Here is an 18,735-nt window from a genome sequence, read left to right on the forward strand (position 1 = left end):
GGGCCAGACGGCCTGATCACTCACGCTCCCGACACGGCCTGATATGATGAAGAAACTGCTAGCTTTGCTGTGCATCGCTCCGCTGCTGATCTCTTGTTCCAGCAACAAAGGCAGCGAGGATGCCGAAGCCTATATCAAAGACACCAACGCCTTTGATATTTTGATGGGGCAATTCGCCAATAACATCGAAAACATCTGGGGCATCAACGAAGTGTTGATCGCCGGCCCCAAGGACTACGTTAAGTATTCCGACCAATACCTGACTCGTAGCCACGTCAACTTCGATGCCGGTACGATCACAATCGAAACCATCAACCCGACCAACTACGAAACCAGCCTCCGTCAGGCTATCGTCACGACGCTGTTGATGGGCGATGATGCCAGTAACACCGACCTGTATTCCGACGCCAACGATATTCAGATTAGCCGTGAGCCGTTGCTGTATGGCCAGGTGTTGGACAACACCAGCGAGCCTATCCGTTGGGAAGGTCGCGCCAGCAGCTTTGCGGATTATCTGATCCAGAACAAGCTGCAACGCCGTACCTCAGGCGTACACATGATCTGGACCGTCACCATTCAGCTGGTGCCTAACCATCTGGACAAGCGTGCCCACAAATATCTCCCGCTGGTCCGTAAAGCCGCAGATCGCTATGGCATCGAGCCTTCCTTGATCCTGGCGATCATGCAGACCGAGTCGAGCTTCAACCCCTACGCCGTGAGCCATTCCGACGCATTGGGTCTGATGCAGGTCGTTCAGCACAGCGCAGGACGCGATGTCTTCAAGATGAAAGGGAAATGGGGACAGCCGAGCCGCAGCTATCTGTTCGATCCGGAAAACAATATCGACACCGGGGCGGCTTATCTGGCGATACTGAAGAATGTGTATCTGGCGGGTATCCAGAACCCGACGTCACAACGTTATGCCGTTATCACCGCCTATAACGGCGGCGCTGGCAGCGTGCTGCGTGTGTTCTCCAGCGACAAAGACGCCGCGGTGAGCGCCATTAACGGCATGTCTCCCAACGATGTCTACCAGACGCTGACGACGCGGCACCCTTCTCAGGAGTCTCGCCGCTATCTGTACAAGGTGAACTCGGCGCAGAGAAACTATCGTCGCTGATAACGCGATACGAGCCTCCGGCCCCGCCGGAGGCTTCTCTGCGGCAGGTTGCCTTCCCATGCGGTTTCTGAGGAGTCAAATCGCGGCACACCGCTTTCGTCACGGTTAATGGTGCTACAGATATACCCGGCTCCCTGACGAATTTACCGTCAGAACCAGCAGGAAATCGGCTTATAAGCAAATGCTATGCTCTCACTATGGAATAGCTAAAATCACTACAAAAAACCCAAAAACATCCTATATTTCACTAATTTTTTATAATCAGTCATGATTATTATCTCTATTTAATGTGTTAGTAACGCAGACAGTTTTTGCCTAGGATGCCAAGAAAAGGTAGCATCGCAGACGTTTTTCAATTCCTGCCCCAGCATACCGCTAGGGACTGGCGGCGCATGCTAAGGCCGAACTTTAACGGTTAACTTATTAAATACTATGTCATTTCTTTCTTATGAATGATAAGACAAGGGATCTGGACGGGTAATGAATCAGCATAAAAGCAAAGACTCTGAACGCCATGCGGCCAAGCGACGCTGGCTCGATTCACATGAAGTGGGATACCACAAAACCATGGGTAACCGACAGGTACAGATGATCGCCATCGGCGGCTCTATCGGTACCGGCCTGTTTTTAGGCGCGGGCGCTCGTTTACAGATGGCTGGCCCTTCTTTGGCTCTCGTTTATCTGGCTTGCGGTATTTTTTCCTTTTTCATTCTGCGCGCGCTGGGCGAACTGGTGCTGCACCGTCCTACCAGCGGCAGCTTCGTCTCCTATGCGCGTGAGTTTCTCGGAGAGAAAGCCTCATACGTCGCGGGTTGGATGTATTTTCTGAACTGGGCAATGACAGGTATCGTCGATATCACCGCCGTAGCGCTCTACATGCATTACTGGGGAACATTTGCCGACGTGCCGCAGTGGGTCTTCGCCCTCAGCGCGCTGGGGCTCATCACCACCATGAACATGATTGGGGTGAAATGGTTTGCGGAAGCCGAGTTCTGGTTCGCGCTCGTCAAAGTCATCGCGATTTCGCTGTTCCTGATCGTGGGGACCATTTATCTCGGCACCGGGCTTGAACTCGACGGCAATCGCACCGGCTTCCATCTCATTACCGATAATGGCGGGCTTTTCCCGCACGGTATGCTGCCAGCGCTGGTGCTGATACAGGGCGTGATATTCGCCTTTGCTGGGGTCGAGCTGATTGGTACTGCCGCCGGTGAGTGTAAAGATCCCGAGAAAATGCTGCCTAAAGCGATCAACAGCGTGATCTGGCGCGTGGGTCTGTTCTACGTCGGCTCGGTGATTCTGCTGGTATGTCTGCTGCCGTGGAATGCTTATCAGGCAGGGCAAAGCCCGTTCGTGACCTTCTTCAGCAAGCTGGGCGTTCCCTACATCGGCACCATCATGAATATCGTGGTGCTGTCAGCGGCGCTGTCCAGCCTCAACTCCGGGCTGTACTCCACCGGACGTATTCTGCGTTCGCTGTCGCTGGGAGGCTCTGCGCCGAAATTCATGTCCAAAATGAGCGCGCAGTCCGTACCTTACGCCGGTATTTTGGTCACCGTCGGCATCCACGCCATCGGCGTGTTCCTGAACTACATCGTGCCATCGCAGGTGTTTGAGATCGTCTTGAATATCGCTTCGCTCGGTATCATCAGCTCCTGGGGCTTTATCATCGTCTGTCAGATGAAGCTGCGTCAGGCGATTAAAGCAGGGAAAGCCAAACCAATCAGCTTCAGAATGCCCGGCGCGCCGGTCACCTCTTGGCTGACGCTCGGATTCCTGCTGTCTGTACTGGTACTGATGGCGTTCGATTACCCCAACGGCACCTACACCATCTCTACGCTGCCGCTGCTTGCCATCATGCTGACGATGGGCTGGTACAGCCTGCGCCGTCAAAAGCAGGATGCGAATCTGGTCAAACAGGAGCATGAGCAGACGCAGGAAACTTCAAGCGAACAGTAACGCTTCCTGACTGCCTATCACCGGGCTTTCGCCCCGGTTCATCCGGTTCCTAGTTCGACACCACATAGGCGTATAACCGTTTACGCCCATCTTCTTCCGTCTCCGCATAGACGCCCTGCAACTCCGGCGCAAAGCCCGGCATCAGATTCAGACCGGCCTCCAGCGCCAGGAAATAACGCAGTACCGCCCCACCCCACACTTCTCCCGGTACCACACATAGCACGCCCGGCGGATACGGCAGCGCGCCCTCAGCCGCGATACGCCCTTCAGCCTCATCCAGCGCAATCAGCTCGATCTCGCCACGAATGAAACAACTGTGCGCCTCCTGCGGCAACATCACCGCCGCCGGGAACTGCGCCTGACGGAACATCGCTTTCTGCAGACGTTTCACGTCATGACACGCGTAGAAATCATGCATTTCCTGACACAGCCGACGCAGCGTATACCCTTCATAACGCTGACGATGCTTATGATACAGGCTCGGCAGAACGTCGCTCAGCGGGGCGTCATGCTCGATCAACTGTTCAAAACGCACCAGCGCCTGTACCAGATGCTGCATCTTGAGGCTATCTTCCGCCGGGGTCAGCAGGAACAGAATCGTATTCAGATCGCATTTTTCCGGGATGATGCCGTGCTCACGCAGATAGTTGGCCAGAATCGTGGCCGGTATACCAAACGGCGTGTACTCACCGGTTTCCGCGTCAATACCCGGCGTAGTCAGCAGCAGTTTACAGGGGTCGACAAAATACTGATCCTGCGCGTATCCCTCGAAGGCATGCCAGCGTTCTCCCGGCTCAAAGTGGAAGAAGCGGACATCCTGCGCCATCGCCTCTGTATCGTGATCCTGCCAGGGAATGCCGCCTACCGAGGTTGGGACAAAAGGCGCAATCATGGAACAGACGTCAAGCAGCTGTTTGCGGGTTTCAATCCCCAGCTTCACGCACTCCTGCCACAGACGGCGGCCGCTTGCGCTTCATGCATCTTGGCGTTGACATCCAGCGCGGCGAAAAGTGGATAGAACGGGCTCGTCGAAGCATGCAGCATAAAGGCATTGTTGAGACGCTTATGGTTGCAAAAGCGTTTCTGGCCCTTGATGTGCGTGTCTTTTTTGTGGATCTGGGACGTCTGAGAGAATCCGGCCTGTTGCTTATGCACCGACTGCGTAACGAAGATCCCCGGATCGTTCTCATTGAGTTCGAGCAACAGCGGCGAGCACTGTTCCATCATCGGGATAAACTGTTCGTAGCCAACCCAGGCGGAGTCAAACAGGATGTAGTCGCATAGATGACCGATGCTGTCCACCACCTGACGCGCGTTATAGATGGTGCCGTCATAGGTGCCGAGCTGGATCACCGCCAGACGAAATGGCCGCGGTAGCTCCGCGCGCGCAGGGTCTACCGCCCTGACCTGTTCACGCAGATAAGTCTCGTCAAAACAGTGTGCGTCGATGCCGCCTATCAAGCCGAACGGGTTTCGCGCGGTTTCGAGATACACCGGCGTTGCGCCCGCCTGAATCAGCGCGCCATGATGGTTGGACTTGTGATTATTACGATCGAACAGCACCAGATCGCCCCGCGTCAGCAGCGCATTGGTAACGACTTTGTTCGCCGCCGAGGTACCGTTCAGTACAAAGTAGGTTTTGTCCGCATTGAAGACTTTGGCTGCGAATTTCTGGGCCTTTTTCGCGGCGCCTTCGTGGATCAGCAAGTCGCCCAGCTTCACATCGGCGTTACAGATATCCGAACGAAACAGGGTTTCACCATAAAACTCATAGAACTGACGCCCGGCAGGATGCTTACGGAAAAACTGCCCGCCTTGATGCCCCGGACACGCAAAGGTGGTGGTTCCCATCTCGATATACTGTGTCAGCGTGTCAAAAAACGGCGGCAACAGCGCATCTTCGTAAGCACGAGCCGCCTGCTCCAACTGCGCTATATGCTCGCCCGCGTCGTCCAGGATCAACCACTCACTGCCCGGAGGCAGCATTTCGAGACTACCCTCTTCCGGCCTACGCAGCACAAAGGCCGGAATAGAGAAGCCCGTGAGATGTAACACAGACAAAATGCCGCTGTGAGCTTCTTCTGCTGAGACAACTACCGCAGCGATATCCGTAAAATCGGTTTGACTCAGGGCCACTACCGGTCGTTCAGTGCTTAAACGGGCGGCAACCGCTGAATTAGCCGCAATTTTTAACTGTTTCATGTAACAAACCCAAACGATCAAGGATGAGTATACGTGCCTGAAAGACACTGCGCAGGGATGACGCGCCCAGCCGTTGCCGGTCGTATTCCGCCAGCCAATACCTTCAAGTGTATGACTCATGTGGAAAACTGCCGGAACAAAGGGAAAACGGAGAGCCGCTCCATCCGATAGACATCAGTAAAATCAGAGCGATAACTCTATTTTTAATCATGCCTAACAGTGAGCGTCGACACGCCTCACCGCATAATGAAGGGAGATAATCTGGGGAAAGAAAGCGCTACAGCAGTGTGATCGGAGTCCCGGGACGTCATCAAAGTCATGGCGCTAAGCGTCCGCACCAAAAGCAATGAGTCCGACATATCAACGACCCTCGATAATCACAAATGAAAGGAAAGTTAAAAAACCGGACGATAATCGCACTATTTTTTACCAAATTCAAGAAAGCCCCGGCGGCATAAGTCATGCAAATCCAAGGGTGCCTTCCACGTGTGGCCAGCAGGGCTTCTATACAAGGATATGACGGTATTGTTTGAAAATAGAGCAAGCAGCCGCCGCGAGGCAGAAACCCGTTGACGGCTCCGGTGATATACGGTTTAATGCGCCCCGTTGCCCGGATAGCTCAGTCGGTAGAGCAGGGGATTGAAAATCCCCGTGTCCTTGGTTCGATTCCGAGTCCGGGCACCACCTTTCCTTTTTTATGCCTCCTTATAAATCCCCATGTGTATGTAATTCAATAAGTTGGCGTAAAAATCTTTCCCGATGCATTTTGATTTATCCCTTCGTATCCGGAAAATTTGGGGTCAGATTGCGGGTCGTTCAGTTCGATGAACGAAGGAGACCCTCACATGGCCCTGAATGACAGTAAAATCCGCGCAGCAAAACCTCTCACAAAATCTTATAAGCTCACTGACTCGCAAGGTCTGTACCTGACGGTATCCACCAGCGGCGCTAAGTTATGGTATTTCCGCTATCGCCTCGGCGGTAAAGAAAACCGTCTGGCTTTTGGCCCCTACCCGCAAACTATGCTGGCGGAAGCCCGTGAAAAGCGCGATGCGGCACGTAAGCTGCTGGCGTCCGGCCGCTGCCCTGCCCTGATGCGCAAAACGGATAACGCCGCCGTTGATGAATCCCGTACCTTTCAGTATGTCGCAATGACGTGGCACACCAGCAGCCTTAAGCTCTGGTCGGACGCTCACGCCGATAAGATCCTCACCTGCCTGAAATGCTACGTTTTCCCCGCGATCGGTGCGATGGATATCGCGCAGGTTGAAACCCGCCATCTGGCGCAGTTGGTTAAGGCGATTGACGACAAAGGGGTGCATGACGTTGCCGGACGGGTGCGCCAGCATCTGACCAAAATCATGCGCCACGCCGTACAGCAGGGCGTGATTAAATATAATCCGGCTTACGATCTGGATGGCGTCGTGACCCCGGTCGTGACCCAACATCACCCCGCCCTGCCGCTGAAACGTCTGCCGGAACTGCTAGAGAAGATAGAGAGCTACAAAGGCCGGATGCTCACCCGTCTGGCGCTGGAACTCAATCTGCATGTTTTCCTGCGCTCCAGTGAGCTGCGTTTTGCCCGCTGGGATGAATTCAACCTGAAAGCACATATCTGGAGCGTACCCGCCCAGCGCGAAGCAGTAAACGGCGTGAGGTTCTCAGAGCGTGGCGCGAAGATGAAGGATGAACATCTGGTGCCGCTGTCGCGGCAGGCGGTCGCCCTACTGCAACAGATTCACGCGATTTCCGGCGAATCGGTCTTCGTCTTTCCGGGCGCGCATACCCTGAACAAGCCGATGAGTGAAAACACCATCAACAAGGCGCTGCGCGTGATTGGCTACGACACCAAAACCGAAATCTGCGGCCACGGTTTCAGAACCATGGCCTGTAGCGCCCTGAATGAATCCGGACGCTGGTCAAAGGACGCCATCGAGCGGCAGATGAGCCACAAAGAGCGCAACGGCGTGCGGGCGGCTTACGTACATAAAGCGGAGCATCTGGAAGCCAGAATCGAAATGATGCAGTGGTGGTCGGATTATCTGGACGTCAACCGCGAGAATTACGTCGCGCCGTATATTTATGCGCGGAGTTATGCGGCTGGCTAACGCGCTGCGCTTGTTGGCTCCTGACGGACTTTCTATGTGATAGAAAATCCGTCAGGAGCGTTGTCATAAAACCATTCGAGTATCTTTTAGCACCTGAGCATTCTGCCAAAGCCTTCTTATGAATCGAAGCCGAGTTACCCAATTTCCTAGCAGAAAAGATCATGATATTATGAAAAAAATTTTATATATCACGAGGCTTTGTTGAATAAATCGGATTTTGATAAAAGCGCCTCCCGTCACTGACCTCCTCAGGCAATCCGCACACTTTCTGGCATCCCTGCATGCGTCATTTTGTTTAAGGCTCGGATCATGGCCATAGCCTCACCAACCTGCGCATCGTAGTCTCGCAGCGTCAGGTGCCCACCGAACAGTTGTTTAACCCGGTACATCGCCGTTTCGGCCACCGACCGACGGTTATAAGCCGTGTTCCATTTCCAGTAAGCATTGCTCCCGGTAAGCCTCTGCCTCGCCACCGCCTGATTTCTGTCCGCATACTCCGCCGGCCAGTAACCTGCCCGGGTTCGTGGCGGGATAAGCGCCTTGATTTTTTTTCGCCGCAGCTCGTCATGGCAAAGTTTTGTGTCATAAGCACCATCGGCAGAAGCGACCTTAACTTTCCGATGGGTCTGACGAATAAGTCCCGGGAATGCCTCTGCGTCAGTCACATTATTCAGAGACAGGTCAGCGCAGATAACCTCATGAGTACCGGCGTCCACAGCAAGGTGCAGTTTCCGCCAGACGCGGCGCTTTCCCTGACCGTGTTTTTTCACCTTCCACTCCCCTTCGCCGAAGACTTTTAATCCGGTGGAGTCGATAACCAGGTGGGCAATTTCGCCGCGCGTGGGGGTTTTAAACGGGATGTTGACGGACCTAGCCCGCCAGCTGACGCAGGAATAATCCGGGCACCTGAGCGGGAGCTTCATCAGGGTAAAAATGGAGTCAATAAATCCCTGCGCGGCGCGCAGCGTGAGGCGAAAAACGCGTTTGAGCATGAGTACGGTAGAAATAGCGAGCTCAGAATAACGTTGAGGACGACCACGTGAAGACGTGTTGGGCTCGTCATACCAGGTCTGAATGGCCGACTCATCAAGCCAGAATGTCAGTGAGCCCCGATTGATGAGCGTCTTGTTGTAGGTAGCCCAGTTGGTGATTTTGAACTTTTGTTTTGCCACGTGATATCGCTGCAGGATCAGGAGTGTGGTGATCTGATCCTGATTACGGCCAAAAGTTCGATTTATTCAACAAAGCCCCTTTCTATTCGTAAAATCGGAATCGTTCATACTTCAAGTAGCTATTATCATCAATATGAGTAACTTTAAACATATCTATCGGTATTTTTGATACACCATCATGCTTTTTTAAAAGTATTCTCTCGTAAAGATAAACATTGACGGTGATTATGATTCTTTTACTTACCGTCAATTAAATAACTGATAAAGCCAACAAGACAGAAGCACCTAGACCCCAAAGAATAACTTCCCATCACATTTGAAACCTAAATGAAGTAGTGTGTTATTAATCAATTAGATAGGATAACTTAACTTCCTGACGAATAAAGCAAACATTGAATTAATTAACATTAAGCACCATCAAGCCCTGAATCACAGCTTAATAGAAAAAACCTTAAAAGAATACAGAAACAATTATAGCGAAAAGGAATGATAAAGATGATTATTTTCCTTTTTATCCTTCAAGATTTTTCGTTTATAAAAGAATGGATGTTTTTTCTATCACTGATTTAAAAACTTGTTCACTCATCATTTTTTAGGGTAACCATAGGAAGTGTATTATGGACGTCTTTACATCTTTTAGAAAACTTGCCACTTTACACCCCACCGAAACAGTAGTGATACAAAATAATAAAAATATAATTTTTACCGAGCTGTTGGATTTGAGTGAAAAGGTAGCGGCGGGCTTAAAGCAGGACGGCATTAAAAAAGGCGATCGTATTTCTATCCATGTCGGTAACAAAATTGAGTTACTTGCCACTTATTATGCTTGCTTGAAAATTGGCGCCATTTTCGTTCCTATAAACTTAAAAATATCGGCTAACGAAGCAAAGAAATTGATACAACATAGTTCTTCTCGCCTCTATATTGGCGATGCCATTCGATTTCATGAAATGGATAAAGAGATTGAGTCATGCCCTACCATTGAAAAGAAATGGATTATTGACCTCAGTCACAGCGATGAAAATCATCATACTCGCTCTTGGGATAACGTCATTTCAAATGTCGTCCCCGATGATGCTGACGACCGACATACTGACGAAATCGCATCCCTATTTTATACTTCGGGTACGACAGGACAACCCAAAGGAATCGTCTATTCACAACAGACATTGGTCGATGCACTTAATTTAACCCAAGCGACAATAAATCCCACTTTAAAAAAAACAAACAACAAAAAAAATGTCATTGTTAGTTTGGTAGACCTAGCTAGTCCGTGGAGCATACTGATTACGCTAGCGGCGATTCAAAAAGGCTATACGGTATTATTGCTTCCGGAATCCAACATCAATGAGTTGGTCGAACTATTAAAAAAGAAAAATATCGCATGGATAGCCGGAACACCGTCAAACTTTCAGGCAGTGATCAACGTAGCGGAAAAACAGAATGCCCCACTGAACCTTAGCGACACTGTTTGCGTCGTGGGTGGCGACGTATGTGGGACCGAACTCAGCCAACGCTTTCTTTCATGTTTTGGTTCTCGATTACAAAGCTCGTATGGACAAACGGAACTCGGTGGGCCGGTGATGTATCATCACGACCTTTGTGCATTCAATGAGCCCTCTATTGGCTGGGCCCTCCCCTCCGTTAAATTTCGAATCGAAAGCACCTCATCAGAGGGGAAGGGAGAACTTTTTATTCTTACCCCTGCAAAAGCAGTCGGTATTTGGAATGGGCATGATATTGACTGGTTCCCATCCGAACGATGGCTGGCAACAGGAGATATTGTTCAACAAGCACCAGATGGTCATTTGATTTTTATTGGCAGGAGAAAGGAACAAATCAAAATTGAGGGATATCCTGTTTATCCAGTAGAAATTGAGCAAACACTTATTCAACATCAGGATATCTTCGCCGCCGTCGCCTTTAGTGTTCCCGATACTTTTTCAGGTGAACGTATTATTGCATTGGTTCAAACAGCATCAGATAACACTCCTAGCGCCGAAAATTTATCAGAATTTTTATCTCATCACATTGCCAACTATAAACAGCCTTCTGAATATCTTTTCGTTCAAGACATCGCGCTAGCGACTATGGGAAAAATCAGCAGGCGGAAGTTATCGAATCAATACGAACAACTCAAAAATCAGGCAATAAAGTACATAACCGTATCAACTCAAGCTTAAGTGAACGGCGAAACTCATATTTTGCGTCGAAGTGAGATTGAGCTTAACGCTCATCCATTGTTATCAGAGCGGCACCGATACGCCTATGCCAGGGAAAGAGTCCCTTAGATAGGCGTCTTGAATGAAGACAGGAGTCAGCAAGTTGATAGAGGATTTACAGAAAATAGACGATGGCTGACTCCCCGCCCTCTCATGGACTTAACGCGCCACAGTCATAAATTGGGGCTATCCGGTTAAAGTGAAAATTGCCAGACCTCAGCAATATCGACAATGTTGGTAGAACCGATGCTCATCAGGAGCCCGGCACATCGGTGCACTGAAATGCACCCGGTGATGCATCAGCGCAAGACGCCTGACCATCATTTCGTGTTAACGCCTGAAAACCGTACTGGCCTCCGTTTTATCCCACTGCGCAGTCTGAATATTGCAACGCGGCTGAACGCTGCACGACGAGCGTGATGCTTTATCGCAGGACGCAAGAGTGAAAGAAAGCCCATGAGATTCTCGACAACTTATTGCTGCCACGCCTTATTTCTCATTTAGGCGATGCTGGCTGAAACGCCTTAGCACTCATGAACAAGGAACGGAAACATCTTCAGTCCACCCCAATAGGGTCTAAGTCTGAATTGTCTAACGCCATGTCAACCAAGGAAGAAATGTCATGATGTACCGATCTGACAACAGCATTACGAAAAATACTGCCCCAACAGCAAACGGTGAAGACGCTACAGAGCCACGTCTTGTTGAAGCGTTACGCCAAAGTCTATTGCTCAACAAACAGTTGAAACAGCAAAATCAGTATTTAACCCAGGTTGCGCATGAGCCGATCGCCATTATTGCTATGGGCTGCCGTCTTCCCGGCGGCATCCACTCGCCTGAACAGCTATGGCAACAATTATCCGATGGCAAGGAAACCATTGGCCCTTTCCCCACCGATCGGGGATGGGATATTGATGCGCTGTTTGCGCAGACGCCCAACCTCAAGGACATTGCGAAGAACTGGAAGGGGGGATTTCTGACTGACGCGGGCGGTTTTGACGCAAGTTTCTTTAAGATATCTGACCGTGAGGCTCTGGCGATGGATCCTCAGCAGCGAGTATTACTCGAAATCAGTTGGGAAATTCTGGAACGCGCTGGCATCGTTCCCGCCACACTGAAAAACAGCCAGACCGGCGTTTTCATCGGCACAACACATAATGGCTATGTCAGTGATATTGAACGACGCAACCCAGCCGCCGACGGCTATCGTTTACAGGGCAGCCTGAGCAGCATCAGTTCAGGTCGTATTGCTTACGTACTGGGATTAAACGGTCCGGCGATCACATTGGATACGGCCTGTTCCGCCTCTCTTACAGCCATTCATCAAGCCATTAATTCCCTAAGAAACAGGGAGTGTTCACTTGCCATCGCCGGCGGCGCGACGATTATGGCTTCGCCGGATGTTTTTGCCGAATTCACGCGTCAGGGCGGACTCGCCGCAGACGGAAGGTGTAAAGCCTTCTCCGACGCAGCGGATGGAACCGGCTTTTCCGAAGGGGCCGGCCTCATTTTGCTGGAAAGGCTTTCTGATGCGGTGAAATCAAATCATACCGTTCTGGCCGTGATTCGAGGGAGCGCGCTCAACCAGGATGGCGCTAGCAACGGGCTAACCGCCCCCAGCAGTTCCGCGCAGGAACAGGTCATTCGCCAAGCGCTGAATAATGCGGAGCTGACCGTCTCCGAGATTGATGTCATCGAAGCTCACGGCACGGGGACTTCGCTCGGCGATCCCATTGAAGCCCACGCGCTGCTCAATACTTACGGTAAACATCGAACCGACGATCAACCGCTGTGGCTGGGATCTTTAAAATCCAACATTGGTCACGTGCAACTCGCCGCTGGCGTCGCCAGTGTCATAAAAATGGTCTTGGCTCTCCAAAATAAGCAACTCCCCAAAACGCTGCATGCTGAGACACCGTCCTCCAAAATCGACTGGTCGCGCGGCAACATAAAGTTGCTGAATAGCGCCCGCCCTTGGCCTGATAACGAACGACCAAAACGCGCAGCGATTTCGGCATTTGGATTTTCCGGCACCAATGCGCACCTTATTCTCGAAGAAGCGCCCCCTATTTCGTTTTCAGCAGAGCCCGCAGACACTGAAAATACGTTTCCCGTTCCGGGCATTTCGCTGCCGCTGTCAGCGGCCTCACCTGAAGGATTATGCGCACAGGCCAGGCAACTTCGGTCGTGGATTATCCGGGAGGAAGCCCCCGATCTTAGCGCTGTCGCCTACTCGTTAGCCACCCACCGGACTCACTTTGACTACCGCGCCGTGGTAACCGCCGACAATTGCGACGGCATCCTCGACGCTCTCCAGGGGCTCGCCGAAAATCGTTACGCTCCCGGCATCGCTCAAGGTATCCGCTCCCGGTCGGGCAACGTCGCGTTTCTCTTTACTGGACAAGGCGCCCAGTGGCCAACGATGGGGCAAGGATTGTATCGCCTGTCGCCCGTCTTCGCCCGAACGCTCGATGAAGTCTGTCATCACATCGACCCTTTGCTGCCCCAACCGCTGAAAACCGTCATGTTCGCAGAAAAGGACACCCCGGACGCGGCGCTGTTGCATCGAACTGATTTTACCCAGGCGGCTCTTTTCGCTTTCGAGGTCGCCTTATGCCGGACCGTCATGCATCTTGGCGTACTTCCGGATGTGATGGTCGGTCACTCCATCGGCGAGATCGCCGCCGCCCATATCGCCGGCGTATTCAATCTGGCTGATGCCGCGACCTTTGTCGCCACTCGGGGGAGACTGATGCAGTCTATCGCCGCCGACGGCACCATGGTGGCGATCGAAGTCAGCGAAACAGACATCGCCACGTCGCTTGAGGGACATGAAGACCACGTCGCGGTTGCCGCAGTGAATACACCATCCTCTGTCGTGATATCGGGCGACACAAATAGTGTGTTGAACATCGCCGAAGAGTGGCACGATCGCGGTTATCGCACACACCGATTGAAAACCAGCCACGCATTTCATTCCCCCCACATCGATAGCATCATCGATGATTTACACGGCATGCTTTCAACACTGACACTTCATGCGCCCGCTATTTCGATCGTCTCCACGGTGACCGGCACGCAGCTTTCCAATGAACAAGCCTGCTCCGCTGAATATTGGGCGAATCAGGCGCGTCGTGCGGTGCGCTTCGACGCCGCCATCCAATGGCTACAGACACACAATACCGTTGTCTCGCTGGAAGTCGGCCCCGACGGCGTACTGACGGCATTAGGGCGTTCCTCTGCCGCAACAACAGCATCCGATCAGCTCTCCGCCGTGGTATGGGTCGCTTCCTTGCGCAAGGATCGGGAAGAATCGCGTCCCTTTTTCGCCGCATTGGCGCAGTTGTACGCGCAGGGACAACCGCTGGACTGGACGAAATTACTTCCCCCGGCTCCGCCCGTCACGCTGCCCACTTATCCATTTCAGCAGCGCCGGTATTGGTTGCAAGCCCCACAGGGACAGGCGACATTCGACGGTGGGCTCTTCACGGTTAACCATCCGTTCCTGCATGCGGGTATCAGTCTCGCTAATCAACAAGGCTGGATTTTCACCGGTCAGCTGGATGCGGCGAAGCAGCCGTGGTTATTGGAACACGTTGTTGGCGATGTCGCCGCCGTCGCCGGTACTGTGACGGCCGAATTGATGTTGTTCATCGGGGAACGGATCGGCTGCCAGCGCATGGACGATCTCTCTCTGCACACGATTTTACCGCTGGAGAGACAAGCCCCCGCTCACATCCAATTGCAAATCGGCGAACAGGATGCAAGTGGGGGACGCCAGGCCGAGGCCTATTTCTATATTCCCGATCCCACACAACCCTCAGACCTGACGCCTGCGTGGCAACGCTATGCGACGTGCCACCTCGTGCCAGATAACACAGCGACGCCTGAATGGCCGGATTTACATTCGCCAAACTGGCCGCCAGCAAATGCCGAACCGGTTGATTTCAGCCCTTTGTATGAACAACTTGCTGAAAAAGGCGTCGTGCTCGGTGACTCTTTTCAACAGCTGACCCACGTCTGGGAATATAACGACAACCTCTATGTCGAAGCGACGCTGCCCCCGATCCAGGGCGAACAGGGAGAGGATTTCATCCTGCATCCCACCATATTAGACGCGGGCCTGCAGGCGGCATTAATCGAAAAGCTAGACGTTGAGACGGATAACCATCAGCCCCGTTTACTTTTCTTCCTGAGCGGGATACGGCCTTACGCCAAGAAAGTACAACATCTGAGGGGACACTTGGTTCGTAAACCCTCCACATCAAGCGCTTTGGGCTACCGTGAGTATTCATTACGACTCGCCGATGATACCGGGCGTGCTGTCGCCGTCGTTGACTCAATGATATTGAAATCGTCAAGTGCACAGCAGAACCGCTCACCACAACGACCTCCTTTTTATCGTCTGCTCTGGCGTGAGGTTGAACCCATGGCGTCTCCTACGACTTCGGTCAAGCCTCTGTGGATTACTCAGCAGGAGACACGACTGCCCTGTTTATCCGATATCACGAAGGAAAAATCTCCCCATGCTGTCTACGCGGATATTCATCATGCATTGGAGTCCTTCGTTCCCGAGCCGGAATATGTGGCGATATTGATCGCACCAAAAGCTGACAACGGCGATACCTTTATCGATCACAATCCGACACACCATGTGCTCAGCGCCCTGCAAGCATGGTTGAAAGACACTCGAACCACCAACACGCCTCTGGTTGTGGTGACGCAAGGCGCGGTAGCAACCCGCGAAGATGAGGGCGTCCCCCATCTCGCGCAATCTCCGATCTGGGGCTTAGTCCGCACAGCGCAGCTTGAGTATCCTGGCCGCTTCTTCCTGCTCGATATTGACGATATTGAAAGCACGCCATGGTCATTGATAAGTACGGCTATTGATGCGCTTCCCCATACGCTGCAACTCGCGTTACGCGCCGGAGAAATACGCGCTCCACGCTTGAGAAAAGCGGCTGCCGACGGCGATCTTTCCGCTCATAATCACACTGACCCGCAGGAAAGCGTCTGCCGCAACCTTAATCCGGACGGCACTGTGTTGATTACGGGCGGCACAGGCGCACTTGGCAAGACTGCCGCCAGACATTTAGTGGAGCGCCACGGCGTTCGCCATCTACTGCTGGCGAACCGGCGTGGGGCAGAAGCGCCGGGAACCGATGCATTGCTTGAAGAACTTACCGAGCTTGGCGCGCAGGTTACGCTCATCGCTTGCGATGTGGCCGACCCGAAGGCGGTGGAATCATTGCTAAACGCTATACCCGAAACGCACCCGCTGACGGCGATTATTCACACGGCCGGTACCGTGGATACCGCAACGCTAGACAACATGACGGCAGAGCAAGTCGACAGTGTTCTACAATCAAAAGCCGTTTCTGCCTGGAACCTGCACCAACTCACCCTGAATAACGATCTTTCGGCATTCGTACTCTACTCTTCCGCGGTCAGTATTCTTCCGCAAAAGGCACAGGGTAACTACGCCGCCGCCAACGCTTTTCTGGACGCCCTCGCGCATTACCGACGCCATCTCGGCTTGCCTGCATCAGCAATGGCCTGGGGAATGTGGCTGAACGCTCGGAGATGGGGGAACAACTTGGCAACGACGATATCCAACGTATTATCGACACCGGTCAAAATCCGCTCTCACGCACGCAAGGATTGGCATTCCTTGACACCGTTGTCGGCACGGACGTCATCGAACACGCACCGTTACTGATACCGGCGCGTTTGAATCTGGAAGCACTACGCGATCAAAACTCCCCCTCACTTCTCACGGAGGTGCTACCGCGTCGATCAACATCCCAGAGCTCCCCGGCTCTCTCACTGCAACTCGCTGACATGCCTGAGGCAGAAAGACTGTCTTATATGCTTAACGTGATTATTCAATACGCGGGCGAAGTCCTGAACCATCCCGACCCGAAATCCATAAGACGCGACGAGGAATTTATCTCACTCGGATTTGACTCTCTTACTTCGGTGGAAATGGGCAGTCGCCTCTCACTGTCGCTTGGGGTTCGTCTCCCAGCCACAGCAATTTTTGAGCATCCAACACCACACGCATTGGCCCAATTCTTACTCAACTTGGCGTTCAAGAAAACGCAAGAATCTTCAGAAGAACCACAAATTGAGCAGCAGAAAAACAAAGGAGGCCTCTTTGAGCTTCTGCGAAAAGCCGTAGAGCAAGGCATGACGAATGATGGGCTGAGTGTGCTGGCAGGCGCTGCGCGCCTTCGTGAGCATTTCTCGCATTTGCAGCATGACCAGTATGCCCCTGAGGGGGTATGGCTGAGTCGAGATCGAGAAAAACCGCTGCTGATTTGCCTGAACTCATTCATCCCGGCCGCCGCTAACTTAACCTACCAGCGCTTGAACTCAGCGTTGTGCGATCGGTACAGCCTATTGACTATCCCCTTACCCGGATATGATGCATTTCCCCTACCGGCAACCGACTATGCGGCGGCGGCGGCGCTCGCCACGGCGGTGGAACGAGGCGCGGAAGGTCGCGACTTTACTCTGGTCGGCTTCTCAACAGGCGGGCTCGTCGCCCACGCCGTAGCACATCAGCTGGAAGCGAGAGGTCGGCAGGCCACATCCGTCGTGTTAATCGACAGCTTCCCGCCTTCGGCCATGAGTGAGGACGCGATGGGAGATGTGCTGGAAACCTGGTTCGCTGCAAAAGGGGAATTCTGGACAGGCGAGGACAATGCGATGATGGCGATGTCTTGGTATCTCGAACTCTTCGGCCTTCAGTGGACTCCCGCTCATTTGAAAACGCCGACATTGATGCTCCAGGCCGCGAATTACCCTGCGTCTGCACAGCCCGCATTGTGGGCAAATGAATGGCCCAATCTGCTGAAAAGCGTCATCACGCCGGGAAGCCACTTCGAACTGCTGACGGAACATGTCGCCGAAACGGCTGAAAATTTGTCCGCACTGCTAAGCGATTCCACGTCAAAAACTCGTGGAAAAAAGGGGAAGGCCAACCACAAACAATAGCGAAAGAGGCGCGAGTCGAAACAGCTATCGAAATCTAGTGATATGTCGAAAATGCATTCGGTATCGCCGTGATTTTTGCAGGAGGATGACCCTAATTGAAGCGCCCGACCTTGCAGGGCGCGCTCATAAAATCGCTCCCGACGGCGATGATAAAAGGGTCTACCGGCCTGCCACCCGTCACTGCACCCGCTGTGCTGTCGCTACTCACCCCCGCCGCAATCCCTGACGCCAGCGTCGCCAATGCGCTCAGGTTGTCTTTCTGTTGCGACGTCAGCTCTTTACTGTCCGATGTGCCGTACAATACCAAAGCTATCGCAGGAGCCGCCAACTCGCCTGTCGCCGCGCCTATGGTTCCCGCAGTGCCATTGCCACCGCTCAGCTCCGCTATCACGCCTCCCAGTATCGCATGTGCCATCAGGTTGTTCAGCTTCTGCGTTTCCGTCAGCGTGCTGTAATCCGTGTTATCCGTGGAGATTTCCTTCACCTTAACCGCCACTGGAACGGCCGATTCGGGTTATTAGCCAGTTACCTAGCTGCAAGAAAAAGCCGGTATCAGAGATGCTCGGCGCCGTGATGACTCTGGCAAAAAAGGCAGGAACGAACGGTTAATAAAAGGACATGATTTTTAACGCGCCAGCAATGAGTTCTCACCTCACTGCCGACGCTCACCACAGGCAACTAAAGAGTATAGTTACTATGGCTGATGCACATCATCAGTCAGAACCCTCCCCCCCAAGCCCACAAAAGCATTGTTGGCTATTGTCCCAACGGCGGCAGACCCAACCCGCTGCCGCAACTGACCCTCAAGGGACGCTGGCTGGAGCCGCTGGGATTTACCACCGGCCAGAAGATCGAGGTGATCACCGGACCCGGACAGTTGATTATCCGACTGGATGATAAAAGATAACAAGCTGACGTATAAAGTAAAATCCCGCCAACAAGGGCGGGATTTT

At 52.7% G+C, this 18,735-nt stretch carries 8 protein-coding genes, 1 tRNA gene and 2 pseudogenes; 8 read left to right on the forward strand and 3 right to left on the reverse strand.

Features of this window, described 5'->3' with window-relative positions; all coding sequences use genetic code 11:
• Window positions 1–46: 46 nt before the first annotated feature.
• The gene (gene mltC, locus AU509_RS04805; protein ID WP_094117852.1) at window positions 47–1,120 is read left to right on the forward strand and encodes a membrane-bound lytic murein transglycosylase MltC; all 1,074 of its coding nucleotides are present in this window, start codon (window positions 47–49) and stop codon (window positions 1,118–1,120) included.
• Window positions 1,121–1,600: 480 nt separating this feature from the next.
• Window positions 1,601–3,079 (forward strand): L-asparagine permease, encoded by a 1,479-nt coding sequence (gene ansP, locus AU509_RS04810; protein ID WP_094117782.1) that lies wholly within the window; start codon window positions 1,601–1,603, stop codon window positions 3,077–3,079.
• Between the two features lie 49 nt (window positions 3,080–3,128).
• Here ansP and AU509_RS04815 read toward each other — a convergent pair.
• Window positions 3,129–5,281, reverse strand: a pseudogene (locus tag AU509_RS04815) (ornithine decarboxylase).
• Between the two features lie 608 nt (window positions 5,282–5,889).
• Here AU509_RS04815 and AU509_RS04820 point away from each other — a divergent pair.
• Together AU509_RS04820 and AU509_RS04825 are read left to right on the forward strand one after the other, a co-directional pair.
• Window positions 5,890–5,965: transfer RNA gene (locus AU509_RS04820), tRNA-Phe, on the forward strand.
• A gap of 161 nt (window positions 5,966–6,126) precedes the next feature.
• The gene (locus tag AU509_RS04825) at window positions 6,127–7,389 is read left to right on the forward strand and encodes a tyrosine-type recombinase/integrase (protein WP_094117783.1); all 1,263 of its coding nucleotides are present in this window, start codon (window positions 6,127–6,129) and stop codon (window positions 7,387–7,389) included.
• A gap of 248 nt (window positions 7,390–7,637) precedes the next feature.
• On the opposite strand, the gene AU509_RS04830 is transcribed toward AU509_RS04825, so the two are convergent.
• Window positions 7,638–8,561 carry an IS5 family transposase gene (locus tag AU509_RS04830; RefSeq protein WP_094117784.1) on the reverse strand — a complete coding sequence of 308 codons (924 nt, stop codon included), beginning with the start codon at window positions 8,559–8,561 and terminating at the stop codon, window positions 7,638–7,640.
• A gap of 617 nt (window positions 8,562–9,178) precedes the next feature.
• On the opposite strand from AU509_RS04830, the gene AU509_RS04835 reads away from it, so the two are divergent.
• The 3 genes from AU509_RS04835 to AU509_RS18515 all read left to right on the forward strand — a co-directional run bounded on the left by AU509_RS04835 (window position 9,179) and on the right by AU509_RS18515 (window position 17,782).
• Entirely contained in the window at window positions 9,179–10,744 is a 1,566-nt protein-coding gene (locus AU509_RS04835) for a class I adenylate-forming enzyme family protein (RefSeq protein ID WP_094117785.1), read from the forward strand.
• Between the two features lie 661 nt (window positions 10,745–11,405).
• Window positions 11,406–16,502, forward strand: a complete 5,097-nt coding sequence (locus tag AU509_RS04840; protein ID WP_254901519.1) for a type I polyketide synthase — start codon at window positions 11,406–11,408, stop codon at window positions 16,500–16,502.
• Window positions 16,503–16,651: 149 nt separating this feature from the next.
• Window positions 16,652–17,782 (forward strand): alpha/beta fold hydrolase, encoded by a 1,131-nt coding sequence (locus AU509_RS18515; protein ID WP_254901520.1) that lies wholly within the window; start codon window positions 16,652–16,654, stop codon window positions 17,780–17,782.
• 91 nt (window positions 17,783–17,873) lie between these two features.
• Here the strand turns inward: AU509_RS18515 and AU509_RS04845 are convergent, their stop codons facing one another.
• Window positions 17,874–18,266: a VENN motif pre-toxin domain-containing protein gene (locus tag AU509_RS04845; protein ID WP_244201025.1), complete on the reverse strand. Its 393-nt coding sequence runs from the start codon at window positions 18,264–18,266 to the stop codon at window positions 17,874–17,876.
• A gap of 212 nt (window positions 18,267–18,478) precedes the next feature.
• On the opposite strand from AU509_RS04845, the pseudogene AU509_RS04850 reads away from it, so the two are divergent.
• Window positions 18,479–18,689, forward strand: a pseudogene (locus AU509_RS04850) (SymE family type I addiction module toxin).
• The last annotated feature ends 46 nt before the right edge of the window (window positions 18,690–18,735 follow it).

The organism is Lonsdalea britannica (genome assembly GCF_002111595.1).
GTDB classification, from domain to species: domain Bacteria; phylum Pseudomonadota; class Gammaproteobacteria; order Enterobacterales; family Enterobacteriaceae; genus Lonsdalea; species Lonsdalea britannica.